The 23,661-nt window shown below is 59.0% G+C and carries 22 protein-coding genes; 8 read left to right on the top strand and 14 right to left on the bottom strand.

The features are described from left to right. The 11 genes from OSH03_RS18350 to OSH03_RS18300 form a co-directional block, all read right to left on the bottom strand. The gene (locus tag OSH03_RS18350; protein WP_266179758.1) at window positions 1-1,692 is read right to left on the bottom strand and encodes a glycosyltransferase family 2 protein; all 1,692 of its coding nucleotides are present in this window, start codon (window positions 1,690-1,692) and stop codon (window positions 1-3) included. Further along, window positions 1,683-2,036: an ApeI family dehydratase gene (locus OSH03_RS18345; protein ID WP_253543400.1), complete on the bottom strand. Its 354-nt coding sequence runs from the start codon at window positions 2,034-2,036 to the stop codon at window positions 1,683-1,685. The genes OSH03_RS18350 and OSH03_RS18345 overlap by 10 nt, the downstream gene beginning before the upstream one ends. Continuing rightward, window positions 2,023-3,384: a class I adenylate-forming enzyme family protein gene (locus OSH03_RS18340; protein WP_266179756.1), complete on the bottom strand. Its 1,362-nt coding sequence runs from the start codon at window positions 3,382-3,384 to the stop codon at window positions 2,023-2,025. The genes OSH03_RS18345 and OSH03_RS18340 overlap by 14 nt, the downstream gene beginning before the upstream one ends. Beyond that, a complete protein-coding gene (locus OSH03_RS18335) occupies window positions 3,377-3,964 on the bottom strand; it encodes a COG4648 family protein (protein ID WP_266179755.1) in 588 nt (195 codons plus the stop codon). The genes OSH03_RS18340 and OSH03_RS18335 overlap by 8 nt, the downstream gene beginning before the upstream one ends. A gap of 6 nt (window positions 3,965-3,970) precedes the next feature. Then, window positions 3,971-4,222, bottom strand: a complete 252-nt coding sequence (locus OSH03_RS18330) for an acyl carrier protein (protein ID WP_024908875.1) — start codon at window positions 4,220-4,222, stop codon at window positions 3,971-3,973. 10 nt (window positions 4,223-4,232) lie between these two features. Continuing rightward, window positions 4,233-4,490 (bottom strand): phosphopantetheine-binding protein, encoded by a 258-nt coding sequence (locus tag OSH03_RS18325; protein ID WP_028014701.1) that lies wholly within the window; start codon window positions 4,488-4,490, stop codon window positions 4,233-4,235. Next, window positions 4,471-5,286, bottom strand: coding sequence for a lysophospholipid acyltransferase family protein (locus OSH03_RS18320; protein ID WP_061099613.1), 816 nt, complete (start codon window positions 5,284-5,286; stop codon window positions 4,471-4,473). The genes OSH03_RS18325 and OSH03_RS18320 overlap by 20 nt, the downstream gene beginning before the upstream one ends. After that, window positions 5,283-6,005 carry a beta-ketoacyl synthase chain length factor gene (locus OSH03_RS18315; protein WP_266179754.1) on the bottom strand — a complete coding sequence of 241 codons (723 nt, stop codon included), beginning with the start codon at window positions 6,003-6,005 and terminating at the stop codon, window positions 5,283-5,285. The genes OSH03_RS18320 and OSH03_RS18315 overlap by 4 nt, the downstream gene beginning before the upstream one ends. Before the next feature lie 65 nt (window positions 6,006-6,070). After that, window positions 6,071-7,135 (bottom strand): class I SAM-dependent methyltransferase, encoded by a 1,065-nt coding sequence (locus OSH03_RS18310; protein ID WP_266179753.1) that lies wholly within the window; start codon window positions 7,133-7,135, stop codon window positions 6,071-6,073. A gap of 68 nt (window positions 7,136-7,203) precedes the next feature. Continuing rightward, the gene (locus OSH03_RS18305) at window positions 7,204-7,593 is read right to left on the bottom strand and encodes a lipoprotein (RefSeq protein ID WP_253543395.1); all 390 of its coding nucleotides are present in this window, start codon (window positions 7,591-7,593) and stop codon (window positions 7,204-7,206) included. Between the two features lie 321 nt (window positions 7,594-7,914). Next, complete coding sequence (locus tag OSH03_RS18300) at window positions 7,915-8,964, bottom strand: AI-2E family transporter (RefSeq protein WP_041911893.1); 1,050 nt, start codon at window positions 8,962-8,964, stop codon at window positions 7,915-7,917. Between the two features lie 145 nt (window positions 8,965-9,109). On the opposite strand from OSH03_RS18300, the gene OSH03_RS18295 reads away from it, so the two are divergent. Beyond that, complete coding sequence (locus tag OSH03_RS18295) at window positions 9,110-10,327, top strand: MFS transporter (RefSeq protein WP_266179752.1); 1,218 nt, start codon at window positions 9,110-9,112, stop codon at window positions 10,325-10,327. Window positions 10,328-10,331: 4 nt separating this feature from the next. Here the strand turns inward: OSH03_RS18295 and OSH03_RS18290 are convergent, their stop codons facing one another. Both OSH03_RS18290 and OSH03_RS18285 read right to left on the bottom strand, forming a co-directional pair. Further along, window positions 10,332-10,889 (bottom strand): DcrB family lipoprotein, encoded by a 558-nt coding sequence (locus tag OSH03_RS18290; RefSeq protein ID WP_028014694.1) that lies wholly within the window; start codon window positions 10,887-10,889, stop codon window positions 10,332-10,334. Between the two features lie 72 nt (window positions 10,890-10,961). Then, window positions 10,962-11,627 carry a 7-cyano-7-deazaguanine/7-aminomethyl-7-deazaguanine transporter gene (locus tag OSH03_RS18285; protein WP_028014693.1) on the bottom strand — a complete coding sequence of 222 codons (666 nt, stop codon included), beginning with the start codon at window positions 11,625-11,627 and terminating at the stop codon, window positions 10,962-10,964. Window positions 11,628-11,794: 167 nt separating this feature from the next. Between OSH03_RS18285 and tusA the strand changes: the two genes are divergently transcribed. Further along, on the top strand, window positions 11,795-12,037 hold the full coding sequence (gene tusA, locus OSH03_RS18280; RefSeq protein ID WP_008503071.1) for a sulfurtransferase TusA: 243 nt from the start codon (window positions 11,795-11,797) through the stop codon (window positions 12,035-12,037). A gap of 106 nt (window positions 12,038-12,143) precedes the next feature. On the opposite strand, the gene yhgN is transcribed toward tusA, so the two are convergent. After that, complete coding sequence (gene yhgN, locus OSH03_RS18275) at window positions 12,144-12,737, bottom strand: NAAT family transporter YhgN (protein ID WP_003861574.1); 594 nt, start codon at window positions 12,735-12,737, stop codon at window positions 12,144-12,146. 177 nt (window positions 12,738-12,914) lie between these two features. Between yhgN and asd the strand changes: the two genes are divergently transcribed. The 6 genes from asd to glgP all read left to right on the top strand — a co-directional run bounded on the left by asd (window position 12,915) and on the right by glgP (window position 23,626). Next, window positions 12,915-14,018, top strand: coding sequence for an aspartate-semialdehyde dehydrogenase (gene asd, locus OSH03_RS18270; RefSeq protein WP_061096847.1), 1,104 nt, complete (start codon window positions 12,915-12,917; stop codon window positions 14,016-14,018). Window positions 14,019-14,257: 239 nt separating this feature from the next. Further along, on the top strand, window positions 14,258-16,444 hold the full coding sequence (glgB, locus tag OSH03_RS18265; RefSeq protein ID WP_266179751.1) for a 1,4-alpha-glucan branching enzyme: 2,187 nt from the start codon (window positions 14,258-14,260) through the stop codon (window positions 16,442-16,444). Beyond that, window positions 16,441-18,414: a glycogen debranching protein GlgX gene (gene glgX, locus OSH03_RS18260; protein WP_266179750.1), complete on the top strand. Its 1,974-nt coding sequence runs from the start codon at window positions 16,441-16,443 to the stop codon at window positions 18,412-18,414. Before glgB ends, glgX begins: the two co-directional genes overlap by 4 nt. 17 nt (window positions 18,415-18,431) lie before the next feature. Further along, entirely contained in the window at window positions 18,432-19,727 is a 1,296-nt protein-coding gene (gene glgC, locus OSH03_RS18255; protein WP_028014690.1) for a glucose-1-phosphate adenylyltransferase, read from the top strand. Further along, entirely contained in the window at window positions 19,727-21,160 is a 1,434-nt protein-coding gene (gene glgA / locus OSH03_RS18250; RefSeq protein WP_061096850.1) for a glycogen synthase GlgA, read from the top strand. The genes glgC and glgA overlap by 1 nt, the downstream gene beginning before the upstream one ends. 18 nt (window positions 21,161-21,178) lie before the next feature. After that, window positions 21,179-23,626 carry a glycogen phosphorylase gene (gene glgP, locus OSH03_RS18245; protein ID WP_266179749.1) on the top strand — a complete coding sequence of 816 codons (2,448 nt, stop codon included), beginning with the start codon at window positions 21,179-21,181 and terminating at the stop codon, window positions 23,624-23,626. Window positions 23,627-23,661 lie beyond the last annotated feature (35 nt).

Raw genomic sequence — 23,661 nt, 5'->3', positions numbered from 1 at the left:
TTACTCCTTCTCTCTGGACTCTGGCAGATGCCAGAAATCGAAAAAATTAAACCAGTCGAGCGGCGACATCAGGGCGTAATGCTCCAGCCGCTGCGCGTAGCGATCGACGGTAGCCTGCAGCGCCTGCTGGCGTTCCCCGCGCGGCAGGATCAGCGGGTCGGCAAACGGCTCGCTGTGCAGGACAAGCTTACCCTGCTGGCGCAGGGCGAAGATCAACACCACCGGGCAGCGCAGGATGGAGGCCAGGATAAACGGCCCCTGAGGGAACGGCGCGGGCTGGCCCATGAACCGGCTCCAGATCACCCGCCACTCGCCGCCACGCTGCGGGTTGACCGCGATGCGGTCGCCCACGATCGCGACCCATTCTCCGCGCTCAAGCTTCTCTTTGATGGCGATGGCGGTGTCCGGGCCGATGTCGGTGACCGACATCAAATTCACGCCCGCCTGGGGTGCCATTTCGCTCATTATCTGCTTAAAGCGCCGGGCGTTTTCGCTGAAGACCAGGGCGTTGATGGTTTTGCTGCCGTCCAGCTGGGCCAGCGCCCGGCAGGCCTCTACGTCGCCAAGATGGGAGGCCAGCAGCAGCTTGCCCTGCGGCGCCTCGATATTAAGCGTTTCGCTCGCGCCGGGGGCAAAGACCACGTCGCGCGTAAACTTCAGCTCGCCGCGCCAGCTGGCGACTTTGTCCAGCATCGCGTTGCCGAAGCGCATGAAATGGAAAAAGCTGTTGAGCCGTGCTGGAACGGGCAGGTTCCGCTGCATCAGCACCTGCTTCACGCGTGCAATCCACTGCCGCGAAGCCTGCCGCGCCGGCCGCGCGATAAGCCAGTAGACGCCAATCACCGGCCACAGCAGCACGGTAAACGCCCGCCTCCCCAGCAGCTGCCAGACGCGCAGCATCAGGCGCATGCCCCACAGGCCTTTAACCTCGTCCTGCTGCGCCCAGTGCTGGCCGCGTCGACGGAAGAGCAGGCCGGGAATGCGGGGCAGCATGCCGAAGAACAGCCGGGTATGCATCAGGGAGATCCGCACGTTATCCTTTAACGCGTCGAAGTGGGACAGCCCGTCCTGCGGATAGGTCACGCGGGTGGGCAGAAAGACGCTGGTGTTGCCCTGCCAGTAGAGACGGACCATCACTTCGGTGTCAAAGTCCATCCGTTTACCGAGCGTTTCACGCGCGGCGAGCCGCAGCGTGGGCGAGACCGGGTAGACCCGAAAGCCGCACATGCTGTCTTTCAGCTGCAGGGATAAGGTCTCAATCCATACCCAGACGTGGGTGACCCAGCGCCCGTAGAGCCGCGAGCGCGGGATGGAATCATCGTAAACAGGCTGGCCGGAAATCAGCGCGTCCGGGTGGCGCTCCGCCAGCGCCAGCAGTTTGGGGATATCTTCGATGGCGTGCTGGCCGTCCGCGTCCACCTGCAGGGCGTGGGTGTAGCCCGCGCGCGCGCACTCCTCCAGCCCCCTGATGACAGCCGCACCTTTTCCGGCGTTTTGCGCCAGACGGACCAGCGTCATCTGCGGCTGCTCCGCCGACAGCCGCTCGAGCTCCTGGCGGGTGGCGGCTTCGCTGCCGTCATCCACTACCAGGCACGGCAGGCCAAACGGCGCGAGACGCGACAGCACGCTGGCCATCGTGGCGCCGTGGTTGTAGCACGGGATCAGCACGCAGGGGCGGAAGGTTACTGACATAGACGAATTTTCCCGCTGCTGGCGGTATGGCGTTCAGCCCCGTCATGACGCAGGTAGCTGAAGGTCAGCATTTTGCGCCCGGCATGCCACTCAAGCACCAGCGTCACCGTGGTTTCCGGCAGCAGAGGGGCCTGGAACTTCACGTTTTGAATGCTGTGAAAGCGGTAGCCCGGTGCCAGTAGCGTCGTGGCGTAGTGCATCACCCAGTCAAGCTGCGCAACGCCGGGCAGCAGCGGCTGTACGGCAAAATGGCCCTGAAACCAGAACAGAGAGGCGTCGAGATGCAACACGATCTCCAGCTTCTCCGGCTGTGCCTGATGGCGCTCGATTTCATGAATTTTCATGAAATAACTCCTCTAACTGCGCATAGACACGCTTGTTCATACTGTTTACCGGCATCTCATCAACAACGCGCCAGTAGCGCGGCACCGCGACCGGCTCAAGCCACGGCAGCAGGGCGCGACGCCAGGCAAACTCCTGCGCTTTTTTATCCTGCATATACCCGCGCTGACGAACCGCCTCATCCAGCACCAGCAGTGCGCCAATGCCCTGGCGGCCCCCGCGCGTAACCGGCAGCGCCGCCGCCTCGCAAACGCCGTCGAGCTCCAGCAGGCGACGTTCTATTTCGTTAAGCGAGATGCGTTTTTCTTCAATTTTAACCACCCGCCCGCGGCGACCGGCAATGCTGAAAAGCCCCGCGCTGTCGAAGTGGAGGATATCGTCGAGCTGAAGTCCCTCTGGCTCGTGGATCAGCGGCGACGTGACGCGGCAGGCTTCACCTTCCTGACAGAAGCTTACGCCGGGGAAGGGCAGCCACGGCAGGTTATCTTCCACTCGATGGCGCCAGGCGAGGATCCCGGTTTCGGTGCTGCCATAAATTTCGTCCGGCCAGATGTGAAGCCAGCCAACCGTGGTGGAGACGTCACGCCAGGGCAGCATTCCGCCCGCGGAAATCAGCACCCTGACGGGCGGCGCGGCCAGCTCGGTATCGAGGCGCTTCAGGAACGCCGGGCTGCTGATGAACAGGTAATGCCTGTCATGAGGAAGGGCGGCCAGCTGCTCTGCGTAGTAGAGCATCGCGGCATGCAGCGGCAGGCCCATCGCCATCGGCAATACGATGCGAAATGTCAGGCCATAGAGATGCTGCGGGACGACGGAGGCCACAACGCTACAGCCGGCCAGGCGCGCGCCGAAGCGGTCAGCCAGCAGACGGGCTTCGCGATCCAGGCTGACGATGTGCTTAACCACCCGGCGCGGCGTTCCCGTGGAGCCGGAGGTGAACAGCTCTACGAAGCGGTTCTCGTCAATCTCCGGCAGGGGAGCCCAGCGGGCGATCGTCTGGTGGCGGGAGGCCACCACAATCAGCTTCCCGTCAATATCGAGGTGCCGATCGCTCAGGACGCCGCTAAACAGATACTGCTGCTCCTCAAGCAGCGAAACGCGGCTATGGCCGGGAATGACCGGCGTTTTACCGGCATGCAGCGAGGCCAGCAGCGCAACGATAAACAGGTAGCTGTTTTCAAAGCACAGCGCCCAGCGCTCGCCTTCCTGCTGACGCAGGGTGTCGACCAGTAGCGTCACGTCGTGGCGCAGCTGGCCCAGCGTCCAGGTACGATCGTCAAGCCAGGCGACGGGCGTGTCGTCTGGGCGGGGCGCGTTTAACCACTGGCCCAGCGGAAGGGGGTTAGTCATTCTGCATCTCTTTTTTTATCACCCGCTGACGCACCAGCCACTCCGTCGCCATCAGCGTCCCCATCAGGATGTAGGCCACCATGCCGTTCCACAGCGTCCACAGATGCATGTCGCCGTGCAGGACGGTATACAGCGCCATCGCCCCGTTGCCGATGAAAAAGCCGCACCAGACGAGGGTCACCCTGCGGGTATAGCGCACGCCCTCCGGGGGCAAATTAGGCTCACGCAGGCGCGCCAGGCGTTCGACCAGCGGCATCGCTGTCCACAGCGAACCGCCGAACACGGCCAGCATCACAAGATTAACGACCACAGGGTAGAACAGCAGCCACTGGTGGGTTTTCAGCAGGTAGCTTGCCGCGCAGAGCGCGATCCCCGCCAGCGCCACGCATTGCACCACATACCGCATCGGGCCGGTGTTCCGCCGCGCCTGACGCAGCCGCAGCAGCAACAGTAGCGCCATCACGGGCAGCAGCCACGGCAGGCTGTTATGCGTCAGCCCAAATCCAATCAGGAAGGGCCACGCCAGCAGCATCAGCCCCGTCAGGAGTTGGATGACCGGGAACGTCCGTCCACCACGCACGGTGTCTTACTCTTCGCGCAGCAGCTGTTCGACGGCGTCTACCACATCCTGAACGGTACGAACCGATTTGAAGGTTTCCGGCTTGATTTTCTTACCGGTTTTCTTCTGCAGATGGACAATCATGTCCACCGCGTCAATGCTGTCCAGCTCCAGGTCTTCGTAAAGACGGGCTTCGGGGGTAATGTCCTGCGGGTCGATTTCAAAGAGCTTGGTCAGAAGGCCGCAGACTTCCTGATAAATGGTTTCTTGTTCAGTCATAGTTCACATCTCAGGCGCGTTGGGCGTGGATAAAGGACGCCAGGGTGGCGACGGAAAAGAAGTGCTGGCGCATCTCTTCGCTTTCGGCAGAAAGCACCACACCATACTGGTTTTTCACCGCCAGACCCAGCTCCAGCGCGTCGATAGAGTCGAGACCCAGCCCGTCGCCAAACAGCGCGGCATCGGTATCAATATCCTCTGCGGTAAGCTCGTCCAGATTCAGCGTGGTGATAATGAGATTCTTAATTTCAAGATAAAGCGCTTGCATCATTAATTCCTGACAAAGATTGAAGGCCTGATGTTAATCGATGCTGCAGGTGCCGGTTTAACTGCCTTGCCGCCAGTGCCGGTTCTTGTTGCCTTGCATCGTAAAATTCGTCGATGTTCACGCGGTCGCGCACATCGACGGTAAAGACGGGTTTTGCGGGCGGTACATCATACCAGCGGCTTTTTTTATCCAGCAGGTGCTCGCTGCAGTGGATGAGTACGATCCGCAGATCGCTGCGGCAGCGCACGGCAATATTTGCCGCGCCGCGCTGGAGGGCGATAGCCTCGCCTGGCCGGGTACGCGTGCCTTCCGGGAAGATCAACAGCGTGTCGCCCTGGGCCAGACGCTGCTGGCTGGCGGCGAGCAGGGGCTCGGCTTCGCTGTTAATCAGATAATCCGCCGCGCGGATAACGCCGCTGACAAAGGGGTTGCGCAGCAGCGCGCTTTTCACCAGACAGTCGGTTTCGGGCATCACCGACGCCAGAATCACGTAGTCAATTAACGTGGGGTGGTTAGCCACCACCAGACAGCCCCGATCGCCGCGCAGGGCGTCAAGATTGTGAATGCGATAGTCCAGCACCCCGGTGCCGCGGGCAACGGTTAAGAAGAAGCGGAAGCTGGCCGCAATGCTGCGGCGCGCCAGGCGACGGCGTTTGGCGCGATCGCGCTGAACAATCAGCAGCAGGTTGAACCAGACCAGCGACAGCAGCAGGCCGCCCGCGCCAAACAGCACGAAGCAGAATCCGGTCATGACCAGACGCCATAACCAATTGATCCGGGCGGCCAGGCGGTTCATTGGCGCGCCCACTGCCACAGCAGGCGTTCGCCGGGCACTACAAACTGCCGCTCCTCGCTGAGATAGCTTTGCAGGAACATCAGGCTTTGCGGCAGGGCGGGCTCCTCGCCCGTGCTGCCGCTGCGGGTTTCGCACTGCAATCCGTTGCCGGATTCAATCACCAGCGCCACCGCGTACGGCCAGGTGGGCATCTGAGGCGGTAGCGCCGGATGGTAAAATTCCGGCAGCGCGCCGTCAAAATCCACCAGCAGGACGCGGGAGTAGCCCGCGTGCAGAAGGCTCAGCACTTCACACAGGGCCTGCTGGAAGGTGTCCAGCCCGGCGGAAATGGACGACGAGACAACAGGCTGGCGAGCGGCGATCGTGAGATTGCCCACCGCGGAATTGTGCACGGACATGGCGAAGTCGGTAGGCGAGACGGCCTGCCCGGTCGCCAGCGTGTGCAGAATACGGTAATTGCGCTCCAGCTCGCCGTGGCGGCTGGAGTAGACGACGGCATCAACGGCGTGGCTTTGCAGCATGGCAAGACCAATATCTACCGCCAGCTTACTGCCTGAGTTAAGGCGGCGCGCGGTCATCATGGGTAACGCGGTCAGCCGGGGCAGAGGAGCCGTTGGGTCGATGGTCGACTGCAGGCGCGACCACGCCTGCCACTCTGCGGCATCGCTTAGTCCTGGCGCTCTTGCCTGCCAGTCAATAATGTTCAGTGAAAATTTCATCTACGCGCGTCCGCGGAATACCGTATTCAAAGGGCAGGCTGGGCCACCCGGGCAGCCAGGCTGCGCTATTGTTCACGTTTGGTGCAAATTAACAGGGTATGACCTACCCCAAGGTTATCCAGCCGCTGCTCTATGCTGAAGCCCGCCCTTTCCAGGTAGTGATAAAACTTCTCTACGCTGTAAAACCGGCTATTGCCGTTCGCCATACAGGTGAAATAGAGCGAGGTGGCATTCAGGCTGAAGGCCGCCGCTTCATATTTCTGGGCATCCCAGAAAAGCTCCATAATGCACAACCGTGCGCCTGGCTTCATGACCTCTGCGACGCGCGTCAGCATGGCGACAATCTGATCCGGAGAGAAACAGTCCAGGAACTGGCTCATCCACCAGACGTCGGCATCTCCCGGCAATGCCGACGGACTAAGCATATCGACAGCATGGAATCCAATACGATGAGAAAAACCTGCTTTTTCGATGTTTTCCTGCGCCAGCGCTATCTGCTGCGGGAGATCGAGGATCGTCACGGCAACATTGTCGTCATAGCGGCAGCAGCGTAACGACCATTTACCCGTATTTCCGCCCACATCGTACAATTTTGTCGGCGAGCTTGCGAATATATATGGCAGCGCAGCGTCAAAAGCGGCGTCAGAATAGTAATGATCGAAGGCAAACCAGCTCTCTTTTGCCGGGGCAGGAAGCTGGGATAAGGCCGGATAGATGGTTGGCCAGTCGCCAAACACGGATAATCCAGCCGGTTTTCCTTTCTGCAGGGCGTCGGCCAGGTGAAATAACCCCTGGTAACAGACGTCCTGCGTGAAATCCATATTAACGCGGGTCATGGGATCGTGGAGTAAGAAATGGCCCACTTTCGCCAGGAAATAACGACCTTCTTTATAAGTAATTATCCGCCCGCTTAATCCCATGTCTAACAATACGCTGACGGCATAACTGCTCAGGGTACTGTTTTCGGTTATTTCGTCGAGGCTCGCCCCCTTATTACCCTGTTTATCGAGCCAGGCGAGAACGCCCGAGTTACGCAGACAAAGCGCGGTCTGAAATAACATCGGCGCAAAAGCGATGCGTTGCGCTTCGGTAATGGCATCCAGCGCGCTGAGCGTGTCCTTTTCGTACATTGTTGCGTAACCTTTCAGGGCAAGAAATGAGGTTATCGGGCCATGTCCGGCCCGACTTTAGAAAAATATTACAGCGCGGCGCCCGCAGAGAGGTTCAGCTGAATATCGTGGTCGAGGTTGTTCACCCAACGGTTATAATTTTTGTGAATTTTACCGTCTGCCGCTTTCAGGTTCAGGCTGCTTTCGTAATTAATTGAATAGCTTGTCGCAGAGTAGGGAATACGCACCTGGACCGAGTGATCGCGTGCCTGCAGACGCCCCTTAATAACGCCCGGGCCCGCTTCCGTCATGATCCAGTCACGCTTCTGGCCTGCTTTCAAAATGGCGGTTTTCACCTGATCGGCAGTATGACCCGCGCCCACGACAGAGTGAACCTGAGCGATAGGGGCGGTACGCGCACAGCCAGCCAGTGCGCCAACGAATACGGCAGCAGCGCACCATTTAACGATCTTTTTCATCAACAACTCCATATCAATAATAACAATTAAAGGTAGTCTTTTTTACAAACAAGCATCACCAGGCTTATGGATTAAGTCAGGTGTGTGTTTAATCAATATTAATGTTTACATTACGTCGTCGCTAAGGCGGGGTATAATATCACGCAAAATAATTAATCATTCCGTTTTTTTTAATTTGCTTTAAGGGGCTTGTTGCATTTAAGCGAAATCTGGGCGAGTTGATAAAAAACGGAATGAATAAGCCTTAACGCAAATAAAAATACCGCGACGGTGAGCGTCGCGGTATTTGACGGTATAAACCAGCTTACACAGACGGATACGTTACCCCGGCAACCGGCTTTTCGGCCGCCCCGGCCCAAGCAGGATCGCCAGCTTGCTGCCCCCTTTGGTGGTTTCCATCCAGATTTTACATACGCTGGTCAGCGGGACCGAGAGCAGCATGCCGACCGGGCCCAGCAGCCATCCCCAAATCAGCAAGGATAAGAACACCACCAGCGTCGACATGCCCAGCCGGTGCCCCATCATGCGCGGTTCAAGAATGTTGCCCAGCACCATATGCACGACGAGGAACAGCGCCCCGACCAGCATGCATTCGTAGAAACCGTTAAACAGAAACGCCTGGATCATCGGCGGCACGGCGGAAAGCACCGCGCCGATATTCGGCACGTAGTTCAGCAGAAACGCCAGCACCCCCCACATCAGCGCGAACTGGACGTCCATCAGCATCAGCCCCAGCCAGACGATAATCCCGGTCCAGACGCTCAGCAGCGTTTTCAGCGCCAGATATTTGGAGACGCCCTTTAAGGCGCGGTGCAGGCCGGCAATGTGTATTTGCGGGTTATTTAAAGCAAAGCGCAGCTTATATGGAACATGGCGCACTTCGAACAGCATAAACACCACCGTCATGACCAGCAGCAAAATGCTGGCCATCGCGCCGGACAAACCGGTCATCAGCGTGGTGGCGTAGGTCATGACCTTCTCGGAATCCATCCTGCGCAGCATCCGTTCTGGCGAAATATGCAAGTTAAGAAAGGGCATCATCTCCTGCAGCGCGACGATCTTACGCGTCAGCTCTTTATTGTACTGCGGCAGCATGGTGGAGAATTCGCTCAGCGATGCCGCCAGTACGCCGAAGAGCGCCGTCAGGCCAATCAGCATCACAATAACCACGATGGTGATGGCCACCGGGCGGCTCACGCCCCGGCGTAAAAACCAGGTCACCAGCGGATTGAGGACAATGGCAAAAAAGAGCGCCAGCAGGAGCTGGACGATAATGTCAGCGGCAGCATGAATGCCCGCAAGGATAACCACCAGACAGGCGAGTTTTAATAAGATGTGGAGCCCTGCTTTATCGGGCTGGGGAGCTAACATGCGCGTTCCTTAATATGATGACCCGTTAAGTGTAGTGCCTGGGGGCCGCTTCGTCTGGCACCGATAATCTGAAAGTCGGGGCTGATTTTCTTATTGCGCCGTGGTAATAGTGAAACACTGTTGCAAAAAATTCAGGTAGAACCCCATGCCCGAACCTGACGCCGAACCGGCGCTGAGCGGATTGCGCCTCAATCTGCGTATTGTTTCCGTCGTTATTTTCAACTTTGCCAGCTACCTGACGATCGGCCTGCCGCTGGCGGTGCTGCCGGGCTACGTCCATGACGTGATGGGTTTTAGCGCGTTCTGGGCGGGGTTGGTCATCAGCCTGCAGTATTTCGCCACGCTCCTCAGCCGCCCGCACGCCGGGCGCTACGCCGACCTGTTCGGCCCTAAAAGCATCGTGGTGGTGGGATTGTGCGGCTGTTTCCTGAGCGGCCTGAGCTACCTGCTGGCCGCAGCTACCGGCGCCTGGCCGCTGGTCAGCCTGGCGCTGCTGTGCCTGGGCCGCGTTATTCTCGGGATTGGGCAAAGCCTGGCAGGAACCGGCTCAACGCTTTGGGGCGTGGGGGTTGTCGGTGCGCCGCACATTGGCCGGGTGATCTCCTGGAACGGGATTGTCACCTACGGGGCGATGGCGCTCGGCGCGCCGCTTGGCGTGGCCTGCTATGCCTTCGGCGGGCTGTATGGACTGTCGCTCACCATTATGGCGGTCGCGCTTGTGGCGATACTGTTTGCGCTGCCGCGCCCGAAGGTGAAGGCCAGCAAGGGCAAGCCGCTGCCGTTTCGGGCCGTGCTGGGGCGCGTCTGGCCGTACGGCATGGCGCTGGCTCTGGCGACCACAGGCTTCGGCGTGATTGCGACCTTCATTACCCTGTTTTATGACGCCAAAGGCTGGGAGGGCGCGGCCTTTGCGTTAACCCTCTTTAGCGGAGCGTTCGTAGGCGCACGCCTGCTTTTCCCGAACGGTATCAACCGTCTGGGCGGGCTGAACGTGGCGATGATCTGCTTTGCGGTTGAGATTGTCGGGCTGCTGTTAACCGGCATCGCCAGCGCGCCCTGGATGGCGAAAATTGGCGTCTTCCTCGCAGGGGCCGGTTTCTCGCTGGTCTTCCCGGCGCTGGGCGTGGTGGCGGTGAAAGCCGTGCCGCAGCAGAACCAGGGGGCGGCGCTGGCGACCTATACGGTATTTATGGATATGTCTTTAGGCATTACCGGGCCGCTGGCGGGGCTGGTAATGGCCTGGGCGGGGGTACCGGTGATCTACCTTGCCGCGGCGGGTCTGGTGATAATTGCCCTGCTGCTGACGTGGCGGCTAAAAAAATGGCCCCCGGTGCAGGCACCGGAGGCCACGTCATCGTCGTGAAGGGTTACTGGATCACGATGGTGTTAATGATGTTTTCAGCAGCCGTCTGCGCTTTCTGCTGATCTTCCGCTGGCAGGGTGATCTGCAGGGTCAGCAGTTTGTTATCAACCTTGCCCAGCACCACAGAAGACCAGGCGGTCTGGCCTTTTGCGGAGATGATGCTGTCCAGCTGCTGCAGCTTGTGGCCTTTCAGCTCGATGGATTTATTGGTCACCACCTGCAGCTGCGGATCGCGGCCGCGCTGCTGGTCTTCCAGACGTTTAGACAGGACGGCCAGGTCTTCGCTGGTGTCGTCGCCCACAATCACAATGACCGCTTTCTGGCCGGTTGCGTCGGAGTAAACGTGCATATTATTCGCCTGGGTGCCCAGCTTGCCGCTCTGATCAGTCATATCGGCTGGCAGAGAGAAACTGAGTTTGCCATCCATCAGATTCACCGGCTGACCGGTCGCGTTGCTCTCTGCGGATGCGCCCTGAGCAGGCGTTTTCGTGTCGCTGTTATCACAGGCTGCAAGACCCACAACCAGCAGGCCAATCCCGACATATTTAACCAGATTGCGCATTGACTTCTTCCTTTCGATAAACGGCCATAGCGGCTCATTCACCCATCTTATCACAACTGATAAAGCGAACCCTTAACCAGCCTGCAATGCGGTGATTTCAGATTTATCTGCCAGCCTTTTCAGCAGCATATTCAGCAGCACGCCGTACATCGGCAGGAAGAAGACAATGCTGATGAGCACCTTGAAGCAGTAGTCCACCAGCGCGATCTCCATCCAGTGCTCGGCCATAAAGGCATCCGGGCTGCGCCAGAAGGCGATGAAGAAGAAGGCCAGGGTATCGCTCACGTTGCCGAACAGCGTGGACGCGGTCGGCGCCATCCACCAGCGGTGATTCTGACGCAGGCGGTTAAACACGTGCACGTCGAGGATCTGCCCCAGCGCGTAGGCCATAAAGCTTGCCGCGGCGATACGGGCGACAAACAGGTTGAAGTGGGTTAGCGCCTCAAAGCCCTGCCAGCTTCCCATGTAAAACAGGGAGGAGATCACGTACGAGATGAACAGCGCCGGAAGCATGACCGCGAAGATAATGCGGCGCGCCAGCGGTGCGCCAAAGATACGCACGGTCAGATCGGTGGCGAGGAAAATAAACGGAAAGCTGAACGCGCCCCAGGTGGTATGAAAACCAAAAATGGAGATAGGGAGCTGCACCAGATAGTTGCTGGAGGTGATCACCAGCAAATGGAAAAGCGAAAGCCAGAACAACGCTTTTACGCGCTGTGATTCAGAGAACTGCGTCATATTGTGACCTTTTTATACGTTGGGGTGAGGGAACCCAATAAAAACCGCAGCATGATACTGCTTTGGCTGGACATTGCAATGGTTAGTTTTTGCGCAATCGTTAACCTGGTTTGCATTGCCCGCGCCGGGGCGTAAACTACAGCCGTTTTTACCTGACCGAGAAGATCATGACCGACCTGTTTTCCAGCCCAGACCACACCCTCGATGCCCAGGGCCTTCGCTGCCCGGAGCCGGTAATGATGGTACGTAAGACCGTGCGTAACATGCAGACCGGTGAAACGCTGCTGATTATTGCCGACGATCCGGCCACCACGCGCGATATTCCCGGTTTTTGTACCTTTATGGAGCATGAGCTGGTGGCGCAGCAGACCGAGGCGCTGCCGTATCGGTATTTGATTCGTAAGGGGTAGGTGGGCAGTCCTCTGCGGCCTGATGCCCTCACCCCGGCCCTCTCCCACGGGGAGAGGGTGCAAACACTAAAATTGGCCATGCAGTGGCCAATTTGCTTTTACCTTGCTAGCCTTTCATCCACGCCCGGATCCCGTCCAGGAACATCTGCGTTGCCATCATTACCAGAATCAGCCCCATCAGACGCTCCAGCGCGTTTACCCCTTTCTCACCCAGCAGGCGCAGGAACAGCGACGACTGCAGCAGGATGATAAACGTCCCGCCCCAGGCGATCAGCAGGGCAATCACCAGATGGCTCATCTGGTTCGGATACTGATGCGACAGCAGCATCAGCGTCGCCAGAATCGTCGGCCCGGCGACGAGTGGGATCGCCAGCGGTACAATAAACGGCTCTTCACCCGCGGGCAGGCCGCTGCTGCTGCCTTCCGCGCTCGGGAAGATCATCTTAATGGCGATCAGGAACAGAATAATCCCGCCGGAAATCGAAACCGTTTCGGCGCGCAGGTTCAGGAAGGCGAGAATTTTTTCACCGGCAAACAGGAAGATAAACATCACCAGCAGGGCAATAAGCAGCTCGCGGATCATGATCGCCCGGCGACGCTTCGGCTCGGTGTGTTTTAGCACCGACATGAAGATTGGCAGGTTACCCAGTGGATCCATTATCAGGATCAATAAAACCGCTGCTGAAATGATTTCACTCATGTAAATTATCCCTGAAACTCTCTATGGTTATTATGATAATTAGCTGTATTTCTGATTGCCGGGCAATCATCGATTAATTTCGCTTGCGACTTTGGCAGCATTTTGTAATGTGAAGCATATCCCAGTTCAATACTGGCTTGCACAATCAGCACACACCCTCAGCAGGAAAAAAATGCTATGAAAAACGTTGGTTTTATCGGCTGGCGCGGTATGGTCGGCTCTGTACTCATGCAACGCATGGTTGAAGAGCGCGATTTCGACGCTATCCGCCCGGTCTTCTTCTCCACTTCCCAGCTCGGCCAGGCTGCTCCGTCCTTTGGTGGTACCACAGGCACGTTGCAGGATGCTTACGATCTGGAGGCGTTGAAGGCACTTGATATTATTGTGACCTGCCAGGGCGGCGATTATACCAACGAAATCTATCCAAAGCTGCGTGAAAGCGGCTGGCAGGGCTACTGGATTGACGCGGCTTCTTCGCTGCGCATGAAAGACGATGCCATCATTATTCTCGACCCGGTTAACCAGGGCGTCATCACCGACGGCCTGAACAACGGCGTGAAAACCTTTGTTGGCGGTAACTGCACCGTCAGCCTGATGCTTATGTCCCTCGGCGGCCTGTTCGCGCAGGATCTGGTGGAGTGGGTCTCCGTGGCGACCTACCAGGCCGCGTCCGGCGGCGGCGCGCGTCACATGCGCGAGCTGCTGACCCAGATGGGCCAGCTGCACCACAGCGTTGCGGCCGAGCTGGCAAACCCGGCGTCCGCTATTCTCGATATCGAGCGTAAAGTCACCGAGCTGACCCGCAGCGGCGAGCTGCCGGTGGACAACTTCGGCGTACCGCTGGCCGGTGGCCTGATCCCATGGATCGACAAACAGCTGGACAACGGCCAGACCCGCGAAGAGTGGAAAGGCCAGGCCGAGACTAACAAAATTCTTAATACCGCGTCGGCGATCCCGGTTGACGGTCTGTGCGTGCGTATCGGCGCGTTGCGCTGCCACAGCCAGGCCTTCACCATTAAACTGAAAAAAGATGTGTCTATTCCGACCGTGGAAGAGCTGCTGGCCGCGCACAACCCGTGGGCGAAAGTGGTGCCAAACGATCGCGATATCACCATGCGTGAACTGACCCCGGCTGCCGTTACCGGCACGCTGACCACGCCGGTTGGCCGTCTGCGCAAGCTGAACATGGGGCCGGAGTACCTCTCCGCGTTCACCGTCGGCGACCAGCTCCTGTGGGGTGCCGCCGAACCGCTGCGCCGCATGCTGCGCCAGCTGGCGTAATAATTTGTTAAACACGGGGGGTGATTGTCACCCCCTTTTTTTGCGTACTACATGGAGTAAAACGCAGATGTCTTATTTTTTATCAGGAGGAACCACGACGTTGGCTATGCTTTAAGGAAGATTTATTTCTCACCTGAGGGTAGGGCGGAGCAGAGAGGATTAACTGCACCGTTTAGGTCACATTAAAAGTCGTCCCGGAGCGCGTAAAAAGGGCGACATAAAAAAACAGGATGAATACCATGTCCGATCGTATTTCGAGAGACGTGATTAATGCGCTTATTGCGGGTCATTTTGCCGACCCCTTTTCTGTGCTAGGGATGCACCGTACGGAGGCCGGGCTGGAAGTCCGGGCGTTGTTACCGGATGCCACCGAAGTCTGGGTCATTGAGCCCAAAACCGGCCGCAAGGTGGGCAATCTGGAGTGCCTCGACTCGCGCGGCTTCTTCTCGGGCGTCATGCCCCGCCGTAAAAATCCCTTTCGCTATCAGCTCGCCGTTATCTGGCACGGCCAGCAAAACCTGATTGACGATCCCTACAGCTTCGGCCCTCTGCTGAAAGAGATGGACGCCTGGCTGCTCTCCGAAGGCACTCATCTTCGCCCTTATGAAACGCTGGGTGCCCATGCGGATACCATGGACGGAATTACCGGTACGCGGTTTGCCGTGTGGGCGCCTAACGCCCAGCGCGTCTCCGTCGTTGGGCAGTTCAACTACTGGGACGGTCGCCGCCACCCGATGCGCCTGCGCCGTGAGACGGGCATCTGGGAGCTGTTTATCCCCGGGGCGCATAATGGCCAGCTCTACAAATTCGAAATGATCGACGCGCACGGCAAGCTGCGCATTAAAGCCGACCCGTATGCCTTCGAAGCGCAGATGCGCCCGGATACCGCGTCGCTGATTTGCGGCCTGCCGGAGAAGGTCGTCCAGACGGAGGAGCGTAAGCAGGCCAACCGCTTTGATGCGCCGATCTCCGTTTACGAAGTGCATCTCGGCTCCTGGCGCCGCCACACCGATAACAACTTCTGGCTCAGCTACCGGGAGCTCGCCGACCAGCTGGTGCCGTACGCCAAATGGATGGGCTTTACCCACCTTGAGCTGCTGCCGGTTAACGAGCATCCGTTCGACGGCAGCTGGGGCTATCAGCCCACCGGGCTGTACGCCCCGACGCGCCGCTTCGGCACGCGGGATGACTTCCGCTATTTCATTGATGCCGCGCACGCCGCCGGGCTGAACGTGATCCTCGACTGGGTGCCGGGCCATTTCCCTTCGGATGATTTTGCGCTGGCAGAGTTCGACGGCACGAAGCTGTACGAGCACAGCGACCCGCGAGAAGGCTATCACCAGGACTGGAACACGCTGATCTACAACTACGGTCGCCGTGAAGTCGCCAACTACCTGGTCGGGAACGCGCTGTACTGGATAGAACGGTTTGGCATTGACGCCCTGCGCGTGGATGCGGTGGCGTCGATGATCTACCGCGACTACAGCCGCAAAGAGGGGGAGTGGATCCCGAACGAGTATGGCGGTCGTGAAAACCTGGAAGCGATTGAGTTCCTGCGCAATACCAACCGCATTATCGGCGAGCAGGTGGACGGCGCCGTGACCATGGCGGAAGAGTCGACGGACTTTGCGGGCGTCTCCCGCCCTCCGTCATCAGGCGGTCTGGGGTTCTGGTATAAGTGGAACCTGGGCTGGATGCACGACACGCTCGACTACATGAAGCTCGACCCGGTTTATCGTCAGTATCACCACGATAAGCTCACCTTCGGGCTGCTCTACAACTACACCGAAAACTTCATGCTGCCGCTGTCGCACGATGAAGTGGTGCACGGCAAAAAATCCATTCTCGACCGCATGCCGGGCGACGCGTGGCAGAAGTTTGCCAACCTGCGCGCCTACTACGGCTGGATGTTTGCCTTCCCGGGCAAAAAGCTGCTGTTTATGGGCAATGAGTTCGCCCAGGGGCGCGAGTGGAACCACGACTCAAGCCTCGACTGGCATCTGCTGGAAGGCGGCGACAACTGGCACCACGGCGTGCAGCGCCTGGTGCGCGACCTGAACCTGACCTACCGCCACCACAAAGCGCTGCACGAGCTGGACTTCGACCCGTACGGCTTTGAGTGGCTGGTGGTGGACGACCACGAGCGCTCGGTGTTTGTCTTTGTGCGTCGCGATAAAGCGGGCAACGAGATTATCGTCGCCAGCAACTTCACGCCGGTACCGCGCGAACACTACCGCTTCGGCATTAACCAGCCGGGCAAATGGTGCGAGATCCTGAATACCGATTCCATGCACTACCACGGCAGCAACGCCGGTAACGGCGGGCTGGTGCAGAGCGATGCGATTGAAAGCCACGGGCGGCCAAACTCCCTGAGCCTGACGCTACCGCCGCTTGGCACCATCTGGCTGATGCGGGAGGGCGAATGACGCAGCTTACGGCAGGTAAACCCGAACCGCTCGGCGCGAGCTTTGACGGAAAGGGGGTGAACTTCACGCTCTTTTCTGCTCACGCGGAGCGGGTGGAGCTCTGCGTGTTTGACGGGGAGGGTAACGAGCACCGTTACGATTTACCGTCCCGCACGGGAGACATCTGGCACGGTTACCTGTCCGGCGGGCGTCCGGGAATGCACTACGGTTTTCGCGTCCACGGCCCGTGGGAGCCTTCGCAGGGGCACTGGTTTAACCCGGCAAAGCTGCTGATTGACCCGTGCGCGCACCGCGTGGACGGCGAGTTTAAAGACGACCCGCTGTTCCACGTCGGCTACGGCGAGCCCGACCACCGCGACAGCGCGCCCGTCGCGCCCAAAAGCGCGGTGGTGCACGATCTCTACGACTGGGAAGACGATGCCCCGCCGCGCACGCCGTGGGGCAATACCGTCATCTATGAAGCGCACGTCAAAGGGCTGACCTATCTGCACCCGTCGATCCCCAAAGAGATGCGCGGCACCTATCAGGCGCTTGGGCATCCGACCATGGTCGCTTACCTGAAGCATTTGGGCATCACGGCCCTGGAGCTGCTGCCCGTGGCGCATTTCGCCAGCGAGCCGCGCCTGCAGCGCCTGGGGCTGAGCAACTACTGGGGCTACAACCCGCTGGCGATGTTTGCCCTGGAGCCGCGCTATGCCGCACATTCGGAAAAGGCGCGGGATGAGTTTCGCGACGCGGTGAAGGCGCTCCACGCCGCAGGAATTGAGGTCATTCTGGACGTGGTGCTGAACCACAGTGCGGAAAGCGATCTTGACGGCCCGACGCTCTCACAGCGCGGAATCGATAACCGTAGCTATTATTGGATCAGGGAAGATGGCGATTACGAGAACTGGACCGGCTGCGGTAACACCCTCAACCTCAGTCATCCGGCGGTCACGCATTACGCGTACGAATGCCTGAAATACTGGGTTGAGACGTTCCACGTGGACGGTTTTCGTTTCGACCTGGCGCCCGTGATGGGGCGCACGCCAGCGTTCAGCCAGCAGGCGCCGCTGTTTGAGGCAATCAAGAACTGCCCGGTGCTCTCGCAGGTGAAGCTTATTGCCGAGCCGTGGGACATCGGTGAAGGCGGTTATCAGGTGGGGAACTTTCCGCCGCTGTTTGCCGAGTGGAACGACCACTACCGCGATGCCATCCGCCGCTTCTGGCTGGCGCGCGATCTGTCACTGGGGGAGTTCGCCGGACGCTTTGCCGCCTCCAGCGATCTCTTTAAGCGCGACGGAAAACGTCCGTCGGCCACTATCAATCTGGTGACGGCGCACGACGGTTTTACGCTGCGCGACTGCGTTTGTTTCAATCAGAAACACAATGAGGCCAACGGCGAAGAGAATCGCGATGGCACTAACAATAACCATAGCTTCAATCATGGTATAGAAGGGTTAGGCGGAAGTCTGGATGTGATCGAGCGGCGACGCGCCAGCGTTCATGCGCTGCTGACGACGCTTTTGCTGTCGCAGGGCACGCCGATGCTGCTGGCGGGCGACGAGCACGGCCACAGCCAGCATGGCAACAACAACGCCTATTGCCAGGACAACACCTTAACCTGGCTCGACTGGGGAGAGGCGAACAGCGGGTTGACCCATTTCACCGCGGCGCTGATCCACCTTCGCCAGCAGATCCCCGCCCTTACCGCCGACAGCTGGTGGGAAGAGGGCGACGGCAACGTTAGCTGGCTGAATAAAGACGCGCAGCCGTTGAGCGCGCAAGAGTGGCAACACGGCATCACCTGCCTGCAAATCCTGCTTTCGGATAAGTGGCTGGTGACGCTGAACGCGACGGACGACGTCGCAGAGATTGTTTTACCTGACGGGGAGTGGCGAGCTGTTCCCCCCTTTGCCGGAGCGGATAATCCGGTAGTAATGGCTGTCTGGCACGGGCCTGCGCACGGAGTGTGCGTATTCCAAAGATGATAAAAAAGGAGTTAGTCATGGTTAGATTAGAGAAGAACGATCCGTTAATGTTGGCACGCCAGCTACCATTAAAAACCGTTGCCCTGATACTCGCGGGCGGGCGTGGTACCCGTCTGAAAGATTTGACCATCAAGCGCGCCAAGCCGGCCGTTCACTTTGGTGGTAAGTTCCGCATTATCGACTTTGCGCTCTCAAACTGCCTGAACTCGGGCATTCGCCGCATTGGCGTCATTACGCAGTACCAGTCGCACACCCTGGTGCAGCATATCCAGCGCGGCTGGTCATTCTTCAGCGAAGAGATGAACGAGTTTGTCGATCTGCTCCCGGCGCAGCAGCGCGTTCACGGTGAGAACTGGTACCGCGGCACGGCGGATGCCGTGACCCAGAACCTCGACATCATTCGCCGCTACAGCGCGGAATACATCGTGATCCTCGCGGGTGACCACATCTACAAGCAGGATTACTCGCACATGCTGATCGACCACGTCGAAAAAGGGGCGCGCTGCACCGTGGCGTGTCTGCCGGTGCCCGTTGCCGAGGCGACGGCGTTTGGCGTGATGCACGTGGATGCGGACGACAAGATTATCGACTTCGTTGAAAAACCGGCGAACCCGCCAACCATGCCGGGGGATGACACCAAATCGCTCGCCAGCATGGGGATCTATGTCTTTGATGCAGATTATCTTTATGAGCTGTTGGAAGAAGACGACAAAGACGAAAGCTCCAGCCACGACTTCGGTAAAGACATCATCCCGAAAATTACCAAAGCTGGCATGGCCTATGCACATCCTTTCCCATTGTCCTGCGTGCAGTCCGACCCGAATGCGGAGCCTTACTGGCGCGATGTGGGAACCCTGGAAGCGTACTGGAAAGCCAACCTCGATCTGGCGTCCGTGACGCCTGAGCTGGATATGTACGACCAGAACTGGCCGATTCGTACCCACATGGAATCCCTGCCGCCGGCGAAGTTTGTTCAGGACCGCTCCGGCAGCCACGGCATGACGCTGAACTCGCTGGTCTCCGGCGGGTGCATCATCTCCGGTTCGGTGGTGGTGCAGTCCGTGCTGTTCCCGCGCGTGCGTATAAACTCATTCTGTAATATCGATTCGGCAGTTCTGCTGCCGGATGTCTGGGTAGGGCGCTCGTGTCGTCTGCGTCGCTGCGTGATCGACCGCGCCTGCGTCATTCCTGAGGGAATGGTGATTGGTGAAAACGCTGAAGAAGACGCGCGTCGCTTCTACCGTTCTGAAGAGGGGATCGTGTTAGTCACACGGGAAATGTTGCGGAAGCTGCAGATCAAACAGGAGCGATGATGCAGGTTTTACACGTATGTTCTGAGATGTTCCCGTTGTTAAAAACGGGCGGCCTGGCGGATGTTCTTGGTGCATTACCCGCGGCGCAAATCGCTGGCGGGGTGGATACCCGAGTCCTGCTGCCCGCCTTCCCGGATATCCGGCGCGGCATACCTGATGCAAAGGTCGTGACCCGCCGTGAAACGTTTGCCGGACGCATCACCCTGCTGTTTGGGCATTACAACGGCGTAGGGATCTACTTGATCGACGCGCCGCACCTGTACGACCGTCCGGGCAGCCCGTATCACGATACGAACCTGTTCGCCTATACCGACAACGTGCTGCGCTTTGCGCTGCTCGGCTGGGTGGGGGCGGAGATGGCCGTCGGGCTGGATCCGTTCTGGCGTCCGGATGTGGTGCACGCGCACGACTGGCACGCCGGGCTGGCGCCTGCATATCTGGCGGCAAAAGGGCATCCGGCAAAATCGGTGTTTACGGTCCACAACCTGGCGTATCAGGGCATGTACTACGCGCATCATATGAATGACATCGATCTGCCATGGTCGTTCTATAACATGCACGGGCTGGAGTTCAACGGGCAAATTTCGTTCCTGAAGGCCGGGCTGTACTACGCCGACCACATCACGGCGGTGAGCCCCACCTACGCGCGTGAAATTACCCAGCCGGAGTTTGGCTACGGTCTGGAAGGATTGCTGCAGCAGCGCCACCGTGAAGGCCGCCTGTCGGGCATTCTGAACGGCGTGGATGAGCAGATCTGGAGCCCGGAAACCGATCTCCTGCTGGCCGCGCGCTATGGCCGCGACTCCGTAGAAGACAAAGCGGAAAACAAACGCCAGCTGCAAATTGCGATGGGGCTGAAGGTCAACGACAAGGTGCCGCTGTTTGCGGTGGTCAGCCGCCTGACCAGCCAGAAGGGGCTGGATCTGGTGCTGGAGGCGCTGCCCGGTTTACTGGAGCAGGGCGGGCAGCTGGCGCTGCTCGGCGCGGGCGACCCGGTGCTGCAGGAAGGGTTCCTCGCCGCCGCCGCGGAACATCCGGGGCAGGTGGGCGTGCAGATTGGCTATCACGAAGCGTTCTCGCACCGCATCATGGGCGGCGCGGACGTTATTCTGGTGCCGAGCCGTTTCGAACCCTGCGGCCTGACGCAGCTCTACGGCCTGAAATACGGCACGCTGCCGCTGGTGCGCCGCACGGGCGGGCTGGCGGATACGGTGTCGGATAGCTCTCTGGAAAACCTGGCGGACGGTATCGCCAGCGGGTTTGTCTTTGAAGACAGTAATGCCTGGTCGCTGCTTCGGGCGATTCGGCGTGCTTTCGTCTTGTGGTCCCGTCCATCCCTGTGGCGTTACGTTCAGCGTCAGGCGATGTCCATGGACTTTAGCTGGCACGTTGCGGCGCAGTCGTACCGCGATCTCTATCAACGCTTGATGTAACGAGGCGAAGTTACTGATATGAACGCTCCATTTAGCTACTCTTCACCCACGCTCAGCGTTGAGGCGTTAAAGCACTCGATCGCCTACAAGCTGATGTTCACCATCGGGAAAGATCCGGTCATCGCCAACAAGCACGAGTGGCTGAACGCCACCCTGTTTGCGGTGCGTGACCGCATGGTCGAACGCTGGCTGCGCTCTAACCGCGCCCAGCTTTCGCAGGAGACGCGGCAGGTTTACTACCTGTCGATGGAATTTTTGATTGGCCGCACCCTCTCCAACGCGCTGCTGTCGCTCGGTATCTACGACGACGTCAAAACCGCGCTGGAAGAGATGGGGCTGGACTTAGAAGAGCTGATTGACGAAGAGAACGACCCGGGGCTGGGCAACGGGGGGCTGGGGCGTCTTGCCGCCTGCTTCCTCGACTCGCTGGCGACGCTGGCGCTGCCGGGCCGCGGGTACGGCATTCGCTACGACTACGGCATGTTCAAGCAGAACATCGTTGATGGCCGTCAGAAAGAGTCTCCGGACTACTGGCTGGAGTACGGCAACCCGTGGGAATTCAAGCGCCACAACACGCGCTACAAGGTGCGCTTTGGCGGACGTATTCAGCAGGAAGGGAAAAAATCCCGCTGGGTGGAAACCGAAGAGATCCTCGCCGTGGCCTATGACCAGATCATCCCCGGCTACGACACCGATGCGACCAACACGCTGCGCCTGTGGAACGCCCAGGCGAGCAGCGAGATCAACCTCGGTAAATTTAACCAGGGCGACTACTTTGCGGCGGTGGAAGATAAAAACCACTCCGAGAACGTCTCCCGCGTGCTGTACCCGGACGATTCAACCTACTCCGGGCGCGAGCTGCGCCTGCGTCAGGAGTATTTCCTCGTCTCCGCGACGATTCAGGACATCCTCAGCCGCCACCATCAGCTGCACAAAACCTACGCCAACCTGGCGGAGAAAACCGCGATTCACCTCAACGACACCCACCCGGTGCTCTCCATCCCCGAGCTGATGCGCCTGCTGATCGACGAGCATAAGTTCAGCTGGGACGACGCGTTCGAGGTGACGTGCCAGGTGTTCTCCTACACCAACCACACCCTGATGAGCGAAGCGCTGGAGACCTGGCCGGTGGACATGCTCGGCAAAATTCTGCCGCGCCACCTGCAGATTATCTTTGAGATCAACGACTACTTCCTCAAGACGCTGCAGGAGCAGTACCCGAACGATACCGGCCTGCTGAGCCGTGCCTCAATCATTGATGAATCCAACGGTCGTCGCGTGCGCATGGCCTGGCTGGCGGTGGTGATCAGCCACAAGGTCAACGGGGTATCCGAGCTGCACTCGAACCTGATGGTGCAGTCCCTGTTCGCTGACTTCGCGAAGATCTTCCCGACGCGCTTCTGCAACGTCACCAACGGCGTCACGCCGCGCCGCTGGCTGGCACTGGCCAACCAGCCGCTCTCCGACGTGCTGGATGAGAATATCGGCCGCACCTGGCGCACCGATTTGAGCCAGCTGAGCGAGCTTAAGCAGCATATTGATTTCCCGACGGTGAACAAGGCCGTGCGGGAAGCCAAGCTGCTGAACAAGAAACGTCTGGCGGTCTGGCTGGCGATGCACCTCAACGTGGTGGCAAACCCGAAAGCGCTGTTCGACGTGCAGATCAAACGCATTCACGAGTACAAGCGTCAGCTGATGAACGTGCTGCACGTGATCACCCACTACAACCGCATTAAGGCCGATCCGACCGCAGAGTGGGTGCCGCGCGTGAAGATCTTCGCCGGTAAGGCGGCTTCCGCCTACTACATGGCGAAGCACATCATTCACCTGATTAACGACGTGGCGAAGGTGGTGAACCAGGATCCGGAGATTGGCGACAAGCTGAAAGTGGTATTCATCCCGAACTACAGCGTCAGCCTGGCGCAGCTGATCATCCCGGCGGCAGATCTCTCCGAGCAGATCTCCACGGCGGGAACGGAAGCGTCCGGCACCAGTAACATGAAGTTTGCCCTTAACGGCGCGCTGACCATCGGCACCCTGGACGGGGCTAACGTTGAGATTCTGGAGCACGTAGGGGAAGAGAATATCTTTATCTTCGGTAATACCACTGAAGAAGTGGAGGCGCTGCGCAGGAAAGGTTACTCCCCGCGTGAGTTCTACGAAGGGGATGAAGAGCTACGTCAGGTCCTGACGCAGATTGCGACCGGCGTGTTCAGCCCCGACGAGCCGGGCCGCTATCGCGATCTGGTGGATTCGCTGATTAACTTTGGCGACCACTACCAGGTGCTGGCGGATTATCGCAGCTACGTGGATTGCCAGGATAAAGTGGACGAGCTGTACCGCCAGCAGGAGAAGTGGACCAGCGCGGCGATGCACAACATCGCCAACATGGGGTATTTCTCGTCTGACAGGACCATCAAGGAGTATGCCGAGAACATCTGGCATATTGATCCGGTGCGGTTGTAAAAACAAAGCCCGGTGGCGCTGCGCTTACCGGGCCT

Origin of the sequence: Enterobacter nematophilus, assembly GCF_026344075.1 — a bacterium.
GTDB lineage: Bacteria > Pseudomonadota > Gammaproteobacteria > Enterobacterales > Enterobacteriaceae > Enterobacter > Enterobacter nematophilus.
This window is presented reverse-complemented; position numbering and strand designations above follow the sequence as displayed.